The organism is Alteromonas aestuariivivens, from assembly GCF_003367475.1.
Classification (GTDB): domain Bacteria; phylum Pseudomonadota; class Gammaproteobacteria; order Enterobacterales; family Alteromonadaceae; genus Alteromonas; species Alteromonas aestuariivivens.
Genome location: NZ_QRHA01000003.1, coordinates 119,353 through 136,873, shown reverse-complemented (window position 1 = coordinate 136,873; position 17,521 = coordinate 119,353). Strand labels below are relative to the sequence as shown.

Annotated in this window: 11 protein-coding genes; 9 read left to right on the top strand and 2 right to left on the bottom strand. The window is 49.4% G+C overall.

From position 1 onward, the window contains the following. Nucleotides 1-82 precede the first annotated feature (82 nt). Nucleotides 83-835 (top strand): electron transfer flavoprotein subunit beta/FixA family protein, encoded by a 753-nt coding sequence (locus tag DXV75_RS04985; RefSeq protein WP_115592291.1) that lies wholly within the window; start codon nucleotides 83-85, stop codon nucleotides 833-835. Next, nucleotides 832-1,758, top strand: a complete 927-nt coding sequence (locus DXV75_RS04980; RefSeq protein ID WP_115592290.1) for an electron transfer flavoprotein subunit alpha/FixB family protein — start codon at nucleotides 832-834, stop codon at nucleotides 1,756-1,758. Before DXV75_RS04985 ends, DXV75_RS04980 begins: the two co-directional genes overlap by 4 nt. A gap of 135 nt (nucleotides 1,759-1,893) precedes the next feature. Here DXV75_RS04980 and DXV75_RS04975 read toward each other — a convergent pair whose 3' ends face one another. After that, complete coding sequence (locus DXV75_RS04975) at nucleotides 1,894-2,202, bottom strand: isoamylase early set domain-containing protein (RefSeq protein WP_115592289.1); 309 nt, start codon at nucleotides 2,200-2,202, stop codon at nucleotides 1,894-1,896. A 442-nt stretch (nucleotides 2,203-2,644) separates the two neighbouring features. Between DXV75_RS04975 and DXV75_RS04970 the strand changes: the two genes are divergently transcribed. From DXV75_RS04970 to DXV75_RS04960, 3 genes are all read left to right on the top strand, one after another. Continuing rightward, a complete protein-coding gene (locus tag DXV75_RS04970) occupies nucleotides 2,645-3,862 on the top strand; it encodes an efflux RND transporter periplasmic adaptor subunit (RefSeq protein WP_115592288.1) in 1,218 nt (405 codons plus the stop codon). Beyond that, on the top strand, nucleotides 3,862-6,999 hold the full coding sequence (locus DXV75_RS04965; RefSeq protein WP_115592287.1) for an efflux RND transporter permease subunit: 3,138 nt from the start codon (nucleotides 3,862-3,864) through the stop codon (nucleotides 6,997-6,999). Before DXV75_RS04970 ends, DXV75_RS04965 begins: the two co-directional genes overlap by 1 nt. Nucleotides 7,000-7,121: 122 nt before the next feature. Continuing rightward, a complete protein-coding gene (locus tag DXV75_RS04960; RefSeq protein ID WP_115592286.1) occupies nucleotides 7,122-7,487 on the top strand; it encodes a hypothetical protein in 366 nt (121 codons plus the stop codon). A gap of 82 nt (nucleotides 7,488-7,569) precedes the next feature. Here DXV75_RS04960 and DXV75_RS04955 read toward each other — a convergent pair whose 3' ends face one another. Beyond that, entirely contained in the window at nucleotides 7,570-9,840 is a 2,271-nt protein-coding gene (locus DXV75_RS04955) for a TonB-dependent receptor (protein ID WP_115592285.1), read from the bottom strand. 429 nt (nucleotides 9,841-10,269) lie between these two features. Here DXV75_RS04955 and DXV75_RS04950 point away from each other — a divergent pair, with 429 nt between their 5' ends. From DXV75_RS04950 to DXV75_RS04930, 4 genes are all read left to right on the top strand, one after another. Then, entirely contained in the window at nucleotides 10,270-11,277 is a 1,008-nt protein-coding gene (locus tag DXV75_RS04950) for an NADP-dependent oxidoreductase (RefSeq protein ID WP_115592284.1), read from the top strand. 375 nt (nucleotides 11,278-11,652) lie between these two features. Next, nucleotides 11,653-15,123, top strand: coding sequence for a glycosyl hydrolase (locus DXV75_RS04940; protein ID WP_245953126.1), 3,471 nt, complete (start codon nucleotides 11,653-11,655; stop codon nucleotides 15,121-15,123). Between the two features lie 109 nt (nucleotides 15,124-15,232). After that, entirely contained in the window at nucleotides 15,233-15,832 is a 600-nt protein-coding gene (locus DXV75_RS04935) for a sigma-70 family RNA polymerase sigma factor (protein ID WP_115592282.1), read from the top strand. Next, nucleotides 15,829-17,460 carry a LamG domain-containing protein gene (locus tag DXV75_RS04930; protein WP_115592281.1) on the top strand — a complete coding sequence of 544 codons (1,632 nt, stop codon included), beginning with the start codon at nucleotides 15,829-15,831 and terminating at the stop codon, nucleotides 17,458-17,460. The genes DXV75_RS04935 and DXV75_RS04930 overlap by 4 nt, the downstream gene beginning before the upstream one ends. The last annotated feature ends 61 nt before the right edge of the window (nucleotides 17,461-17,521 follow it).

The following is a 17,521-nucleotide window of genomic DNA, read 5'->3' as shown; positions in this document are numbered from 1 at the left end:
ACAGAAGCGCATTAAAGCGCCAGCCAAACAATGCCAGTTACCGAACCCTGCGATCTTGTCCTGAACCAACATGAGGATCCGGATGAAAATACTTGTACCGATAAAACGTGTTATTGATTACAACGTTAAAGTGAGAGTCAAACCCGACAACTCCAGTGTGGATTTGACCAATACAAAAATGGCAATGAATCCGTTCTGTGAAATTGCTGTTGAAGAAGCGGTCAGGCTCAAAGAAAAGGGGATCGCGACTGAGGTTCTGGTGGTTTCTATCGGAGACAAAACCTGCCAGGAGCAAATTCGAACAGCAATGGCCTTGGGGGCCGATCGTGGTCTTCATATTGATTGCGAACAACCCCTGGATTCCCTGCATGTTGCCAAATTGCTAACTAAAGTGGTTGAGCAGGAACAACCGCAACTGATTATTCTGGGTAAACAGAGCATCGATTCGGACAATAACCAAACCGGACAGATGTTGGCGGCAATGGCCAATTTACCCCAGGGAACATTTGCTTCCGAGGTTTCTGTTGAACAAGGCACAGTTAAAGTAACCCGTGAGATCGATGGTGGTCTGCAAACTCTGGTTCTGACGCTTCCTGCTGTCGTTACAACAGATTTGCGTCTTAACGAACCTCGTTACGCATCATTACCCAATATTATGAAAGCTAAACGCAAACCGCTGGATGTAAAGCCTGCCGATGAGTTTGGTGTCGATCTATCACCACGTGTGGAAATTCTCAAGGTTACACCACCGCAGAAGCGAAGCGGCGGAACAAAAGTTTCCGGTGTTACAGAACTGGTTGAAAAATTAAGAAATGAAGCGAAGGTGATCCCATGACGGTACTGGTATATGCAGAGCATGACAACAGCCAGTTGAAGGCTGACACCGCGAAACTGGTAAGTGCAGCGAGTCAGCTTGCTGATGACATTCATGTGCTGGTTGCAGGTGAGCATTGTGCGCAGGTTGCTTCACAGGCCGCTGAGTTGAAGGGAGTTACCCGAGTATTGCAGGTTAACCATTCTGCCTATGCACACCAACTGGCAGAAAATTGTGCGCAATTGGTTGTGTCGATCGCGAAGGACTACAGTCATATTCTGGCTGCGGCAACCACGGGTGGTAAGAACTTTATGCCCAGAGTGGCGGCATTACTCGATGTGGCGCAGATATCGGACATTATCCAAATCGAAAACAGTGCCACTTTTGTTCGGCCTATTTATGCGGGTAATGCTATTGCAACCGTTTCATGCAACGAGCCGATCAAAATTCTGACAATACGCAGTGCGGCTTTCGATGCGGTTGAAACCGGTAACAATGCGCCAGTCGAAACGCTGGATGTTATTAAGGAAGACCCTCGTGTGCGCTTCGATTCAGAGCAGCTGACTGTATCGGAAAGACCTGAACTGACAGCGGCGGAGGTGGTGATTTCTGGTGGCAGAGGCATGCAAAACGGCGAAAATTTTGCGTTGCTTGAGGCCATTGCCGACAAACTGGGTGCTGCGGTCGGAGCATCACGGGCCGCGGTCGATGCAGGCTTTGTACCTAACGATATGCAGGTAGGCCAAACGGGTAAAATTGTCGCTCCCCAATTGTACATTGCGGTTGGAATTTCCGGAGCGATTCAGCATCTGGCCGGAATGAAAGACTCCAAAATAATTGTCGCTATCAATAAGGACGAAGACGCCCCCATTTTTCAGGTCGCAGATTATGGGCTGGTGGGAGATCTGTTTGAAATTTTGCCGGAACTTGAGAAAGCGTTGTAGCAAAGAGGCTATCCCGGCGCCCTTCAGACTGACAACAAACCGTTTAGTACGTTAAATTGTGGTTTGTCATCAGTCTGAAGAGTATCCAAGAGATTAATACTTTGAATCAATACTCTGTAGGCTGAGCGGATTGATTCAGACAATAACCACCGAATTATCTTCAAGGCTGACTGGCGAAGGCTGGTAACTGTCTGCGGACCAGTCATTTTCCCAGGTTTCGTCGTCAAGCAGATAACGGAACTGATATTCCTGATCCTTTTCCAGCTCAATGGTTTGGGTGAAATCGCCGTTTTTCAGTTTTTTCATTGGTTCCACGGACGCGTTCCAAGCATTGAAATCGCCTACCAATTTGGCTGAATCGGCGTTGCCTGCTTCTTCAGAGTTTAAACGGAAAGTGACTTTGCACACGGGTTTTGATTTCAGATACTGTTTTTTTAAGCTCATAATTTCCCTCTGTAATGGCTTGTTGAGTGGTGCCCAGTACCAAAATAAGATTAAAAAATAATCAGCACAAGTGCTTTTGTGTTAAATAATCGTTAATTTTAGAGTTCTGGCCGCGTCATTTTTCAATAGAGATCTTGCGTTAAAAACCTTGGCTCGCTCATTGTGATCAAAATACTGCATTGGGCGTACTCAGGATGCGCTTGTTGCAGATGCCCATTGTGATTGTGGAAATTAATAATTTTTAACAACTTATTACGAGAAGTGAATTCAGGTTGTGGTTAGAATGCAGGCGTCTTAATGCAATCTTGCAGGTTTGCGCCTGTATCATTATTGCAAACAATTTAATCGAAGTTTCCATGCGGTTAATGCGAAATTTCCGCATTTATCCGTAGCGGCACCGTGCAAATAATAAAAAGGTTTGAGATCCGGGGTAGGGAGTAAAATGAAGCATTCAAAGTGGCTGAAAGTAGGCTTGCCTTTTGCCATCGTGTTAATCGCTGCAGTTGTGGCGAAGATGATGATAGAAGGTCGTAAGGCGCCGGAACAAAAGCCGGTCGAATCAAAAGCTCTGTTGGTTGAAACTCTGACGGTGGGTAAACAGGCTGTTGAATTTACTGTCAGCTCGCAGGGAAATGTGGTGCCACTAAACCGGACCAGTCTGAGTGCCCAGGTTGGTGGCCGGGTAGTTTCAATGGCAGACGGGTTTGTTACCGGTGGCATGTTTAAAAAAGGCGATGTGCTCATCACCCTGGAGCAGGAAGATTACGTCACGGAAGTGAAGCTGGCAGCTGCAGAACTGGCTCAGGCTCAGGCTTCACTGGCTGAAGAACGTGCGAGGGCAAAAGTTGCTGAGCAGGAATGGCGTTCAGTTGATAATGTTCTGCCCCCTGAGCTGGGGCTAAGAAAGCCGCAACTGGCAAAAGAGCAGGCCAATGTCCAGGCTGCGGAGGCGAAATTGGAGCGGGCCAATCGCAATTTGCAGAGAACGCAAATTCGTGCGCCTTATAATGGTCTGGTTGTAAGCAGAAGTGCAGATATTGGTCAGTTTGTCAGTGCCGGGAGTGCGCTGGGCGAAATTTACGCCACCAATGTCGCCGAAGTCAGATTGCCAATAACCGATCGCGAGTTGGCATTTATTGATTTGTCTGCGGGGGTAACCAATCGCAATAAAGTGGATTTAAGTGCTGTTGTGGCCGGTAAAACCCGTCACTGGCACGGTGAACTGGTTCGTACCGAGGGAGTGATGGATTCTGGCAATCGGGTAATTTACGCCATTGTGCAGGTTATCGACCCCTATTTGCGTGAATCGGGTAACAAATCGCCGGTTCCGTTGCGTTTTGGGCAGTTTGTTCAGGCCAGTATTCACGGCACCCAGCGACAGGAATTATTCAGTCTTCCGCGCAGTGTATTGCGGCTCGATAATACCGTGCTGGTGGTAAATAACCAGAATCAGCTTGATATCCGGGAAGTGGTATCGGTGCGTTCTACGGAATCACTGGTGTATCTGTCTGATGGGTTACTGGATGGTGAAAGGGTTGTCGTAAGTGCGGTTCCCAATCCGTTTCAGGGCATGGAGGTACGTGTGGCCGGGGACCCTGACGATACGGAGAAAGATATGCGCGATGATTCTGATTCAATCCAGGTTTCCGAGGCTCTGTGATGAATAAAATTGATACTCAGCACGGCGTTATTGCCTGGTTCGCACGCAATCATGTGGCCGCCAACCTGTTGATGTGGATCCTCATTGTTGGCGGTCTGTTTGGCGCCGCATCAATCCAGAAACAAATATTTCCTGCTTTCGAAATAAGCATTGTGAATGTCAGGGTACCTTATTTGGGCGCCGCACCGCAGGAGGTTGAAGAAGGCGTCATACTGAAAATTGAGGAAGCCGTAAAAGACCTCGACGGCATCAAGCAGATCACCTCTACCGCAAGGGAAGGGATGGGTACCGTCAGTATCGAAATAGAGGACAACTACAACGTTCAGGATGTTCTTGATGAGATTAAGGCCCAGGTGGATGCCATTCCCAGTTTTCCACTAAACACTGAGAAGCCTGTGGTATACAGGCAAAAAGTTCAGCAGGATGTTATCTGGCTATCGGTTTATGGAGATGCCAGTGAACGGGAGCTCAAGGAATTTGCCAAGGATATTCGGGATGATATTGCCAACCTGCCCGGTATCTCCAGTGTTTCCGTAGTGGGAGCCAGGGATTATGAAATCTCCATTGAACTTTCCGAGCAGGACTTGCAGAAGTACGACTTAACATTTTCAGAAGTAGTAGACCGGGTGCGGCAGTCCAGTGTTGATTTGCCAGGTGGTTCCATTCGTACCAAGAATGGCGATATATTGTTGAGAACCCTCGGGCAGGCCTACACCGGCTGGGACTTCGCCCAAATTGTTTTGTTAACCGCCACCGACGGTACCCGCGTTACACTTGGGGATGTGGCCTTCATCGACGATGGATTCATTGAAAACAACCAGTATTCAGAATTCGACGGCAAGCCTTCCGTCAGCCTTAGAGTAAGAGCTGTTGGTGACCAGAATGCGCTGGAAATTTCCAGGCAGGTTAATGATTATCTGGATAAAACGCGCAAAGATTTTCCGGCGCACATCAGCGCCGACAGCTGGGGAGACAGTTCGTTTTACCTCGCTGACCGCTTGAACATGATGCTTGAGAACATGGCATTTGGGGCCTTGCTGGTGTTCATCGTGCTGTCGCTGTTTCTCAAAATTAAACTGGCGTTTTGGGTGATAGTCGGGTTGCCGGTCTGTTTTTTGGGTACCTTGCTGGTTATGCCCATCGATATGCTGGGGGTTTCGATCAACCTGTTAAGTCTGTTCGCCTTTATTCTTGTATTAGGAATTGTGGTGGACGATGCCATTATTATGGGGGAGTCTGCTTACTCGGAAATAGACCGCAAAGGCCACAGCACAGAAAACGTGATTGCCGGCGTACAAAAAGTGGCCATGCCGGCAACGTTCGGGGTGCTTACCACCATCGCGGCATTTTCACCAATGCTGATGGTTTCCGGCCCCTTCGGCATCATATGGAAAACCATCGGGCTGGTGGTCATTATCTGTCTTGCGTTCTCGTTGCTGGAGTCAAAACTCATACTGCCAGCGCACCTTGTGCACATGAAACTGAAACCCTATGATCCCGCGAAAGCCAATCGCTTCCAGCGATTCAGGGATTTTTTCAGTGAAGGTATAAAGTCGTTCATAGAGAAAATCTACATCCCAGCGCTTGGAACGGCGCTTAAACATCGCTATACCACCCTTGCTACCTTTATTGCCATGCTGATAATAACTATTGGGCTGTTTGGCGGCGGTATTGTCCGATTTGTGTTCTTCCCTAACATTCCCAGTGATTTCATGATGGCAAGTATCGAACTGCAGCCTGGGTCTTCTCTTGAGCAGCGAGATCACGCCATCGATAGCCTGGTTGAGTCCATGAGGCGAATGGACGAACAGTTGCAGCAGGAAGGGATGGCTCCAGTGGTAAAACATGCGATTGCCTACGACAATGGCAACCTTGGCGGCGAGGTGTTTGTTGAACTCACCAAGGGCGAAACCCGGGAACTTGCAGATTTTGATATCCATCAACGTTGGCGGCAACAAATGCCTGAATTGCCAGGGGTTAAATCCTTCAATATTGGTTCTCCGGGGGGCCCGGGAGGTGGTGCAGATCTGAGTTTCGAGTTCACTGCGGCAGATATTGATGCATTGCGGGCGATTAGTAACGATTTAAAACAGCAGCTTGCCAGCTATCAGGGGGTCACAGACATCAATGACACTTTCGCAGGCGGCAGTGATGAAATCCAGTTATCCCTCAAACCTCAGGCTGAGGCCCTGGGCATAACTCTGCAACAATTGGGGCAACAGGTCCGGTACGGGTTTTATGGCGCTGAGGTTCAGCGGGTACAGCGCGACGAAGAAGAAATCAAGGTTATGGTGCGGTATCCGCAACAGGAGCGAACGTCGGTTGAACACCTGGAGTCTATGCGGGTAAGAGCGCCCACGGGTGAAGATGTGCCCTTTGAAGAGGTAGGAGAAATTCAGCTGGGTAAAGGTTATGATTCTATCGTTCGCGTGGATGGGAACCGCTCTGTTACCGTTACAGCGAAAGTGGATAAGGGCAGTCTGGATCCGGGAGAAATTACCCGTGAAATTACCGAAAATGTGATGCCGGGGCTGCTTGAACAATACCCAGGTGTCCATTTCCAGCTTCAGGGTAATTCCCGTGAGCAGGCAGAGGCAATGATGGGACTGGCAAAAGGGCTGCTGTTTGCATTATTTGCCATTTATGCCTTGCTGGCAGTGCCGTTGAAGTCCTATTCCCAGCCACTGATCATCATGTCGGTGATCCCATTTGGGGTTGTTGGTGCCATTGTGGGCCATCTAGTTTTGGGTATGGCAGTGAGTGTGTTGTCGTTGTGCGGAATTATCGCATTGTCAGGCGTGGTAGTGAACGACAGCCTTATTATGGTCGATTTTGTTAATCGTGCCCGGAAGGAAGGGCACCGTATGCTGGACGCGGTCATTAGTGCCGGCAGTCAGCGGTTCAGAGCAATCATACTGACCTCGCTGACAACCTTTATGGGCCTGATGCCAATTATTTTTGAGCGCAGCCTGCAGGCTCAGGTGGTTATCCCCATGGCGATATCACTGGCCTTCGGTATCCTGTTTGCTACCGTTATCACATTGTTGTTGGTACCAGCGTTGTATTTGATTCTGGATGATATCAAAGGGTTGTTCAGACGTAAAAGCGTGCATGAGCCTCTTTCAGCCGCAGAATAAAATCCAGGTATAAGCGATTGAATCGGGGCAGCAAAAGCTGCCCTATTTTTTTGCCTGAAATGGTTGAAAAGTATCCAATTGAATTTATACTGTTTGTATATACAGTATTTTGTGGGTGACACATGGATACAGGGCTTAAAACGTTGGACAAATTAATCGAACAGCATGGCATTCGTGTTATGGAAGGGCAGGATGAATTGCAGTCTGTTGTGTATTTGCAAGGAGGAGACAGGCGTGCTGTGAGTATGAAGCTGCCGTTCTGTTTTTATCGCGTCATAATGTCAAAACCGGTTTCAAGTGTGATCAAGCTCCATCAGGTATATCTGCCATACAGACGGGCCCGGCTTGCGAGTTTTCTGGTTGATGAAAAAGGCCGGGTGATGGAACAGGTTTATTACCAGCGTGACTCCCGTTATGTTCGGGCCTGTCGCAGCATACAAAAACTGGTCGCGCAGGCGCATCACAATCGGGTTCAGCAGGTGGCATAAAAAAGCACCGCTAAAAGCGGTGCTTGATAACAGGAAGTGGGGTCTGCTGCGAAATTGCAAAACCCGTTAATAAGATCCTCGGTTAAAAGAACATAACCTTGGCTTCTACACCCCACACGCGAGGCTCGTTCATAATTCCTGTAAGGTTGTTGAAATCAACCGCGCCTTTTACATTGTGCTCGTCGGTAATATTACGCCCGAACAAAGCAACGGTGTAATTGTGGTTGAAGTTTTCATATCCAACGCGCAGACCGCCTTCAAAGTTGTCTTTGGTGGTAAATTCAACTGCTTCATAAAGGAACAGGTTGGTTTCACCCTGGAATGCCCAATCGGTATAAACAAACACCTCGCCATTTTCACCTACCGGTACGGAGTAGCGCGCAGTGAAACTAAGGATACTTTCTGGTGCCTGTGGGAACGGGTTGCCGTCAATGATAGCCAGGTTTCCTTCCAGACGAGGATCGGTAACGGTGCAGTTACCTTCAAAGTCTGCATTGGAGCCACATGGTTGCACAGTTAGGCTGTCATCCTGTATTTCGGTGTGATTGTAGCTGTATCCTGCTGTAAGGGTCAGGCTGTCGGTAGCCAACCATTTGGCATCCACTTCAAAACCGTAGCCCACGCCTTTGTCCGCGTTTACCAGTGCGGTAAAGTTATTACCCCCACCAATGGCAGAAAACTGCATGTCGTCGATTTGGTAATAATACGCGGCAGCGTTCAGGCGAAGAGTATTATCCAGAAGGTCAGACTTGATACCCAATTCTACCGAATTAATGGTTTCAGCATCTGCAACGGATGGCGAGCCTTCAAAGGCCACATCCCGTCCTTGAATGGTTTGCGCGCGGAAGCCGTTGGCATAGCGAGCGAACAGTGACGCATCATCAGTAAGCTTGTAGTTGGCACTCAGTTCGAAACTCACCTGACCGTCATCCACATTGGTGTGCTCGTAATCCTGGATGGTGGCATCACCTGTGACCAGCGCAAAGCCGTTTACGTTCTGGTCGCCCACATCCAGTGATTTTTCATCATGGGTATAACGTACGCCACCGGTTACATTCAGCTTGTCGGTTACCTGATAAGAGCTTTGACCAAATATGGCCCAGGTGGTGTTTTCATGGAATACCGTTGTGGCACCAAAGTAGCCATCAATACTGGTCACATTGAAAGAAGAATCAAAGTAGAACGCGCCAGCCTGCCAGTTAACGGCACCGTTAGTATTGCTGGCAATCCGCAATTCCTGGGTGAACTGTTCCAGGTCGTTCAGGCTGTCCTGGGTCACGGCTGAAAATGGAATGAAACCCGGGTTAGAGGTTTCACCACTGCCGGAGCCTCCGTCGATATCGCCCAGGCTGTAGCCATCAGCTTCTTCGTACGCGGTGATTGATACCAGTTCAACCGTATCCAGTTGATAGGTCAGTCTGAGTGACGAACCAAACCCTTCGTACTCCTGCGGGTTGTTGTCTGCGCCATTACCGTCTAGGTCACCATCAAAGTAAACTGTCTCGCGATCGTAATTGTCGTTGAGATTATTGCTGCCTTTATCAAAGATGTTGGCGCGAAACACTGACGCTGTGCCTTCCAAATCACGACCATGCAGGTTCAGTAAGGCAGAAAAACGATCGTTAGGGTTATACAGCAACTGGGCACGCCAGGCTTTTTCGTCATAGCCACCCAGCGCGTCTTTTTGGTCGGTAAAGGCGTTGTCGATGTAATCATCGCGCTGCTGTGACAACACAGAGAAACGTGCTGAAAGGTCATCTGTCAGGCCTCCGGCAACTGCGCCTTCAAAGTTCAGGGTGTTATAGGTACCGAAACCCAGTTTGGCGTAGGCATCAAAATCCTGAGAGGGTTTGACCGTATCAAACTTAACAATACCGGCTGTGGTGTTGCGCCCGAACAGTGTGCCTTGAGGGCCACGCAGTACTTCTACCTGCTGGATATCAAACAGCGGGAAGCTTTTCAGAACCACATTTTCCATTACCACCTCGTCCATAACAATGGAAACCGGTTGTGATGCGGCCAAATCGAAATCCGTGTTGCCTAAACCGCGAATGTAAAAGCGAGGGGCAACCCGTCCGTTTGAAGATTCTGCATACAGGCCAGGAACATGCGTTGCCAGAGCCAGAATGTCTTCACCGGCAGAAAACAGGCTTTCAAATTGTTCACCGTTCAAAGTAGCAATTGAAAGTGGCACCTCTTGAATGGACTGAGTGCGTTTTTGTGCCGTAACTGTGATTTTTTCGAGAGAAGTTTCTTTTTGCTGTCGGGTAGACGGAGTGTCTTGAGCAGAAACCGTAGTGCTGAGAGCGGAAGCTATCGCCAAAGCGATAGTGGCGATTTTCGTCGTTTTCATGTGTTCACCAAGTGAGTTTGTTTTTCATTTGCACTGAAACATGCTCGTAAGCGCTTTAATTATAGTGCACCGCTTACGGGGCCGGCAGTCTATATGCGTTTTCGGATAAATCAATATTTTCGGCTGGCAAAATGGCAAACTTTTGCGATTGCCGTGTACTGAAATTGCTACGCCTCTGAGAGGTAGCTTGCTGGGTTCTTTTGAACTCGCGGTGTAGTAGGGTAGAAATCCGCCAGGCTGACTAAATCAATCACGAGTTTCGGGTAACCTGGGGGAGGGAGAGCATGACATCAATCTTGAAAAGTAGAAGTTAGCGCCTATTGTAAGCACGTCGAGTTTTCATCTTTTTGTTAACGGATATTGAGGTTTTATCGCCGAACGCCTGCGGCCCTAAAATTCCAGCATCCTAATTTTTACAGGACACAGACAATGCAAAATAAACAGTGGCTTCTGGCCTCTCGCCCGGTGGGTGAGCCTACCGCTCAAAACTGGACACTCAATGAGACTCAGGTACGTGAACCTGAAGCGGGTGAGGTACTGGTGAAAGTGCTGTACCTTTCTCTTGACCCTGCCATGCGTGGCTGGATGAATGACGGCAAATCCTATATTGAACCGGTTGGAATTGGTGAAGTCATGCGCGCCGGAGCGATTGGTCAGGTGGTGGAATCCGGCGACGAAAACTTTTCTGTCGGTGATTTTGTCCACGGGATGCTGGGAGTTCAGCAGTACGCAACAGTTGCCGGGCAGAGCTTACACAAGGTCGATCCGGCATTGGCACCGCTTCCCCGATATTTAGGCGTATTGGGCATGCCCGGTATGACCGCGTATTTTGGGTTACTCAACACCGGGCAGCCTCAGGCTGGTGAAACCGTGGTGGTATCCGGGGCGGCGGGAGCCGTCGGTGCGGTAGTTGGTCAGATTGCCAAACTGAAAGGCTGCCGCGTGGTAGGTATCGCGGGTGGCAAGGATAAATGCGATTACCTTACTCAGGAACTCGGTTTTGACGCCGCCATCGATTACAAGGAACAGGATGTATTGTCCGGGCTGAAAGCTGCCTGTCCCGAGGGGATCGACGTGTTTTTTGATAATGTTGGCGGCGAAATACTGGATGCGGTGCTGGCGCTGATTAACTTCAAGGCGCGCATTGTTATTTGCGGAGCGATCAGCCAGTACAACAATACAACCCCTGTCAAAGGGCCATCGAATTATCTGTCACTATTGATCAATCGAGCCCGAATGGAAGGCATCATAGTGTTTGATAATGCTGAGCATTACGGCGAAGCGGCCAAGGAAATGGCAGGCTGGATAGCACAAGGGAAATTAAAAGCGAAGGAGCATGTGGTTGAGGGAATAGACACCTTTCCCGATACGCTGATGATGCTGTTTCGTGGCGAAAACTTCGGCAAGCTGGTTATAGAGGTTGCGAAACCGGCCTGATGCTATGGACCGCTTCTGAGCGGTGATCGCAGTCAGTCGCCTGATTGACTGCTGATCTTTTCGGTTAGCACGTTATACTGGGCCCAAATTGTATAGCGGTAACCATTTGCTGATCCAAAGCCAGATCACGCTGCGTTGTCGCATCTATGGAAGGAATAACGTATGCGGCACCGGCCAACCAGCTCTGATATACCGACTCACCCTGTCCGACCTCAAGGCTCGTCCTGTTCTTTGGAAACAGCATCTCTTCGTTTGGTTCGCGTTGCCGTCAGTATATTGATGGCAACCTTAGTGAGCAGTTGTACAGGCCCGCTTGAGACAAATTCAGCGTTACAGAATCACACAGCTCCCGCATTGCATACACCAGTGAGCCCGATGCCAGAGTCCTTCTATCATGCTTCTGCAGCAGAATTGAAGCGCAATTTTAAAAATCCACCGGCGGCAGTAAAACCTTGGGTCTACTGGTACTGGATCAACGACCACATCTCCAAAACGGGTATAGAGCGTGACCTGGCCGCCATGCAGGAAGCGGGCATCAGTGCCGCATTAATCGGCATTATTCACCTCAATCCAAGCGTTGGAGGGTATGGTGAGGTTAGCGCGTTAACCGATGAGTGGTGGGATCATCTGCGCTTTGCGATTGAAAAAGCAGCGGATTACAACATTGATATCGGCTTGTTCAATTCGCCAGGCTGGAGCCAGTCAGGCGGGCCCTGGGTTCAGCCCGAGCAGTCGATGCGCTATCTGGATTCCCAGGAGTACCAGGTTAGCGGCCGGGGCTCAGACACACTCCCGGCATCATTAACGTTGAGAAAACCAGAGGGGTTTGCTCAGGATGTCAAAGTCCTTGCGTTCAGAACACCAGCCAGGGAACAAGAGCGTTTAAACAATCAGCAAACCTCCGTAACGGTTCGCTATCAGGTGGCTGAGGAAGCGGTGGAACAAAAGCAGGTTACTGCTTTGATAGATGGGAATCCGGAGTCGGTGTATTCGTTTCCTGTTGAAGTGTTAACTCAAAACGCGAGCGATGATGCAGACCACTGGCAGGTTGACTTTGCCCATGAGCGGCCGTTCCGGGCCCGGACTCTGGAAATTTACCCCCAACACCAGTTTTCTGCCCAGGCCACCTTGCTGGCGAAAAATAGCGAAGGTCAGTTTGATGTTATTCGATCGTTTTCATTGCAACGGCCGCGCTCCATGCCAGCCATTGGCCCTGAGCATGACGCCCCCATAGTGATTAACTTTCCAGCGGTGACTGCGCGGGAATATCGCTTGCGCTTAACCGGATTTAATGCGAGCCCAAAGCCGGAACAAATACCAGGTATCAAGGATATTGTGGTGTCGAGCGGTTATAAACTGGAGCGTTATGTTGAGAAAAAGCTCGCCAAAGTGCACCCCACACCCCAGCCAAAACATGACAGCTATCAATGGCCCAAACCCACCCCGGAAAGTGAACCTGATATGGCCATCAGTGCTGAGCAAGTGTTGGATATTACCGAATTTGTTGAAGGCGACAGGTTAACCTGGCAAGTGCCCGATGGGCAGTGGACTGTGGTGCATTATTTTATGCGTTCAACGGGCACAACCAATGGCCCCTCGAGCAAGAACGCCAAGGGCCCGGAAATCGACAAATTGAGCAAAGCCATTGCGCAATTTCACTTTGATGAGTATGTCGGTAAAGTGCTCAACACGATGACACCCTTTGAGCGCCGCGCTCTGAAGTATGTGGTTGTCGACAGCTATGAACAGGGCGCCCAGAACTGGACTGACGGTTTTTCCGAAAAATTTGAACAACAGTTTGGCTACAGCCCAATTCCGTATTTGCCAGTGTATACCGGCCGTATTGTCAACAGTGCCGAACAGAGTGAACGCTTTTTGTGGGATGTGCGGCGCATGGTCGCCGACAGAGTTTCCTATGAATATGCAGCGGGCCTGCGAGAGCGCGCCCATCAGCACGGCCTCAAGTTGTGGCTGGAAAATTACGGCCACTGGGGGTTCCCTGGTGAGTTTTTGCAGTACGGGGGGCAGGCCGATATTGTCAGCGGTGAATTTTGGGCGTCAGGTAATTTAGGAGCTATTGAATTAAAAGCGGCGTCTTCTGCGGCTCATATCTATGGCCACAAAACCGTGATGTCAGAATCTTTCACTGCCGGGCGCAGTGATGGCTTTAAAAATCACCCCTGGAACTTTAAAAAACGCGGTGACTGGTCATTCGTAGAGGGCATCAATCACACCTTGCTTCACGTTTATATACAACAAGCCTACGAGGATAAGTTTCCTGGTGTGAACGCCTGGTTTGGTTCTGAGTTTAACCGTAATAACACCTGGTTTGATTTTATGGGCAGCTGGCTGGACTACATCCAGCGTGCCAATTATATGATGCAGCAGGGCCAGTATGTAGCCGATATCCTGTTTTACATCGGTGAAGATGTGCCGAAAATGACCGGCGCACTCAACCCGGCGGTTCCCGATGGGTATTCCTACGACTTTATTAACGCCGAAGTCATACTGAATGGATTGACCGTAAAGGATGGTCTGTTCGAGTTGCCCAGTGGCATGACGTTCAAGCTGCTGGTTCTGCCTGATTTACCTTACATGCGCCCTGAGGTGCTGGAAAAAATCAGCCAGTTAGTGGCTGAGGGCGGTGCAGTTTACGGCCCCAAACCCGCCCATTCCCCCAGTTTGCAAAATTATCCGCACGCCGACGAAAACGTCTGGCGAATGGCCGATAAGCTTTGGCAACAGATTGATGGCAGGCAGGTGACACAGGCAAAGTATGGGCTTGGGCAGGTATTTTATGCGGTTGACGACCAGGCTGATTTGGCCGCGGTAATGCAACAGCTTGGTGTGCAGCAGGATGTTACCGGCCTGCCAGAATCGGTGATATGGAGCCATCGCAGCAGCAACACCCATGAGATTTACTTTATCGCCAATCAGTCTGAAGCCGAGGTAAAACTTCAGGCCAGCTTCAGGCTGGATGAACATATGGGGCGGCCGCAGCTGTGGAATGCGGTGACCGGTGAAACCAAAGCAGTTGCCCAGTATCAGGTTGAGAATGAACGGTTGACATTGCCAATAAAATTGCAGGGGCTGGAATCAGCTTTTGTGGTTTTTGAAAAATCTTCGAGTGCAGCCTTTACCCCCGGGAACACTGAAAACGCCGTGCAGGCCATTTCTCAAGCAGGGCTTGGTGGACCTGTTTGGCTTCCGTCTGCGTTTGATCAACAAGGTAATATTGTGCTTGATATTCCACAAAATGGGCACTATCAGGTTCTGTTTAACGATGGTCAGACCCGGGAAATAAAAGTGGATGACTTGCCATTGGAACAGCGTTTGAATCAGCCGTGGAAACTGACCTTTGAAGCAGACAGGGACGTTGCTATTCACCACACCCTGGAAAAACTGGTGTCGTTGACCGAACTGGAACCGCTGGCGCTGAAACACTATTCCGGTGCCGTTGTGTACCGAAATCAGTTTTCGCTTGAACCGGATATGCTGCGTAGCGATCAGCGTTGGGTTCTGGACCTGGGGCAGGTGGGGGTGATTGCACGCGTGCGGGTGAATGGGAATGATTTTGGAGAAGTCTGGAGCCGCCCCTTGAAGGTGGATATTACGGGTGCGCTTAAAGTGGGTAGCAATCAGCTTGAGGTTGAAGTGGCCACAACCTGGGTCAATCGTTTGGTGGGCGATCAACAATATCCGGGGCAGTTCCCGGATAGTTCAGCGCCCAAAGCGTTTGAAACGGAGATAACCTTTGAAAGCAAAATTACCAAAGACAGCCCGCTGCAACCTGCTGGTTTAATAGGGCCAGTCACAATCAGGCCGGTTCGAAAAGTGAGCTTGTAATCAACAGCCCAATACCTGTTTGGAGCAAAAATACGGTGATTTCTCAGCTGCATATGTCGATTTGGATACTGTTAATGTATAGTGCGATTATGGTTAACAAGATTAAATTATGGTTAAAACAGGCTGTATTTTGCATTCAACGGATCCTATTTCAAAGCAGCAGTTATCTTCAGCTGACTCGAAGCCAACCAGTGCATCGCTTTTCAGGCAGTTGTTTGAAGCGGATAAAAACCGTCTTTACGCCTACATCTATGCATTCGTATCCAACCGCGCAATTGCAGACGATATTTTTCAGGAAACCTGTTTAACCCTTTGGAAAGAGTTTGAAAAGTTTGAACCCGGTACGAATTTTTCGAAATGGGCGAATGTCATTGCGTTTAACCGGGTGCGGCATTATCGGCAGGTAAACAAAAAATACCAGCTGGGATTAAGTGACGATTTTCTGCAGGAGTTCAGTCGTAACATCGCCATTATGGAATCCCGGTATGATTCACAAGAGCAAAAATGGCGCCATTTAGAGCATTGTAAATCACTGCTTTCCGCTCCGCTTAGGGACATATATCAGCGTTTTTATGCACAAAATCTCACTGCTCCGGAGATCGCCCAAAGTACAGGAAGATCGATTCACGCCATTCGAAAAGCCGTGCACAAATTACGCAAACGGCTGTTTGATTGTGTCGAGCAAAAAAATACAGGGGCGTCAGTATGAGTCGAAGTGACCAATACCCCGAGGTCAGAGACATCGCGGATGCGGTTTGCTCAGGTATTGCGACTGAGGACCAAATTGCCCGGCTCGAAGGGCACCTGAAAGGGAATTTTGAGGCCCAGCGTTTCTACTACGATTACCTGAACATGCATATGCAGTTGCAGTCCCCCGCGGAACTCAATATGGAGTTTGTTTACAGGCGTATTTCGGAGGAAGTTATCGTACGGCCTGCTACTCCGCCACCCCCTGATGGTATTAACAGTACTCTGGTTTATGAGCGGAATCGGGAACCTGATTCGCGTAAATCCCGTAAGGTTATGCTTTTTGGCCTGCTGGTACTGGTGTGTTTGTTAGCAAGTTTGCTGTGGCTGCTTGCCGATCGCAGCGCTACACCATATGTCGCCCGGGTTTTACAAGGCAATCTTGCTCTTTTCGGTCAACAGGGTGATATTGATGGCAGTGCTTTAATGGCAGGGGATTACCTGGCTGAACAGGGGGCAAGCATCCAGTTGGTAGATGGCGACACCCTGCACCTGGCACCAGGCTCTGTGATTAAGTTGTTTAACCGCAATGAGATAAAGCTAAAGCAGGGCAAACTTACCGTTGAATCTATCCCAGGCCATAACACCATCGTTCATGGGCGCAGATTTATTGTGCAGTCTAATGGCAGTGGGCTTACCTTTGACCTGACCCATCGCGCACCGCGGATCACCAGCGGTGAAAACTCGCTGCTGATACCTTCTCGTTGGCGGCCAAGTCACTTCTGGAGTTTTAATGGGCAAAGTGACAGGGTGGTTGATTCAGCCGGCAGTGCTTACGGTTTGCCAGCATCGGGCGCTAAGCGGGTTGACGGGCTGGTTGGCCGAGGTGCCTTTGCCTTTGACAACAGTGCCAGTGCGCGTATTGAGGTTGGCAGCGGCGGCGGAACTGTGCCAGGAACGGGCTCTTTTGCGGTTACCGATGGTGTGACAATCGAAGCACTGATTCGCCCGCAATACTCAGGAGAGCCGATGGAAATTGACGAGATATTTCGCAAGGACCACGGCGATGATGAACTGCGTATGCTGCTCAGTTTCCAAAACGACAAAGGCAAAGACTTCTTAATGCCAAAAGGCGACGTGAACGAAAGCCTGAGTTTTGGTTTATTCATACTGGGGCAGGGCTATCACGAATTGAAACTGCCGCTGGATGGTCAGGATGGTCGCCCCAGTTTGGCAGATCTTAAAGACGGAAATTTTCACCATGTGGTGGCAACCTACAGTGTTCAATCCGGGTTGAAAGCCATTTACATAGATGGTCAAAAACAGGCTTCGCACCAGTATCCAGCGGGTTCAAAAATGCTCAGTGGTGGCCCTGGTACCGCTGCCATAGGCAACAACCCCGCTGAACCCAGGTGGCAGAAGGAAGCCTTTTCCGGGATTATCGATGAAGTGGCTTTTTACGACTTTGCGCTTCCTGAGTTTGCGTTGGCGCAACACTTAAAAAATGTCCTGAGCGGGCTAAATTATTACGGTTTGCCAGCAAATGATAAACCCTTACCGGATTATCCCAAATTCCCTTTGCCTTCCAATACAACTTTTGAATTGGATCACCTCACCGGCTTGCCTGCGAGAATTATCAGTAAACCGTAATATGGGGTAGTTATTATAAAAATATCTGATTGAAGGGTAGCAATTTCTGACTTGGAGAACC

Excerpts from the sequence above, each read along its gene's own strand:
- DXV75_RS04935 (WP_115592282.1), top strand. The coding sequence starts at position 15,233 with ATGGTTAAAACAGGCTGTATTTTGCATTCAACGGATCCTATTTCAAAG.
- DXV75_RS04965 (WP_115592287.1), top strand. The coding sequence starts at position 3,862 with ATGAATAAAATTGATACTCAGCACGGCGTTATTGCCTGGTTCGCACGC.
- DXV75_RS04970 (WP_115592288.1), top strand. The coding sequence starts at position 2,645 with ATGAAGCATTCAAAGTGGCTGAAAGTAGGCTTGCCTTTTGCCATCGTG.
- DXV75_RS04955 (WP_115592285.1), bottom strand. The coding sequence starts at position 9,840 with ATGAAAACGACGAAAATCGCCACTATCGCTTTGGCGATAGCTTCCGCT.
- DXV75_RS04975 (WP_115592289.1), bottom strand. The coding sequence starts at position 2,202 with ATGAGCTTAAAAAAACAGTATCTGAAATCAAAACCCGTGTGCAAAGTC.
- DXV75_RS04980 (WP_115592290.1), top strand. The coding sequence starts at position 832 with ATGACGGTACTGGTATATGCAGAGCATGACAACAGCCAGTTGAAGGCT.
- DXV75_RS04985 (WP_115592291.1), top strand. The coding sequence starts at position 83 with ATGAAAATACTTGTACCGATAAAACGTGTTATTGATTACAACGTTAAA.
- DXV75_RS04940 (WP_245953126.1), top strand. The coding sequence starts at position 11,653 with ATGCCAGAGTCCTTCTATCATGCTTCTGCAGCAGAATTGAAGCGCAAT.
- DXV75_RS04930 (WP_115592281.1), top strand. The coding sequence starts at position 15,829 with ATGAGTCGAAGTGACCAATACCCCGAGGTCAGAGACATCGCGGATGCG.
- DXV75_RS04960 (WP_115592286.1), top strand. The coding sequence starts at position 7,122 with ATGGATACAGGGCTTAAAACGTTGGACAAATTAATCGAACAGCATGGC.
- DXV75_RS04950 (WP_115592284.1), top strand. The coding sequence starts at position 10,270 with ATGCAAAATAAACAGTGGCTTCTGGCCTCTCGCCCGGTGGGTGAGCCT.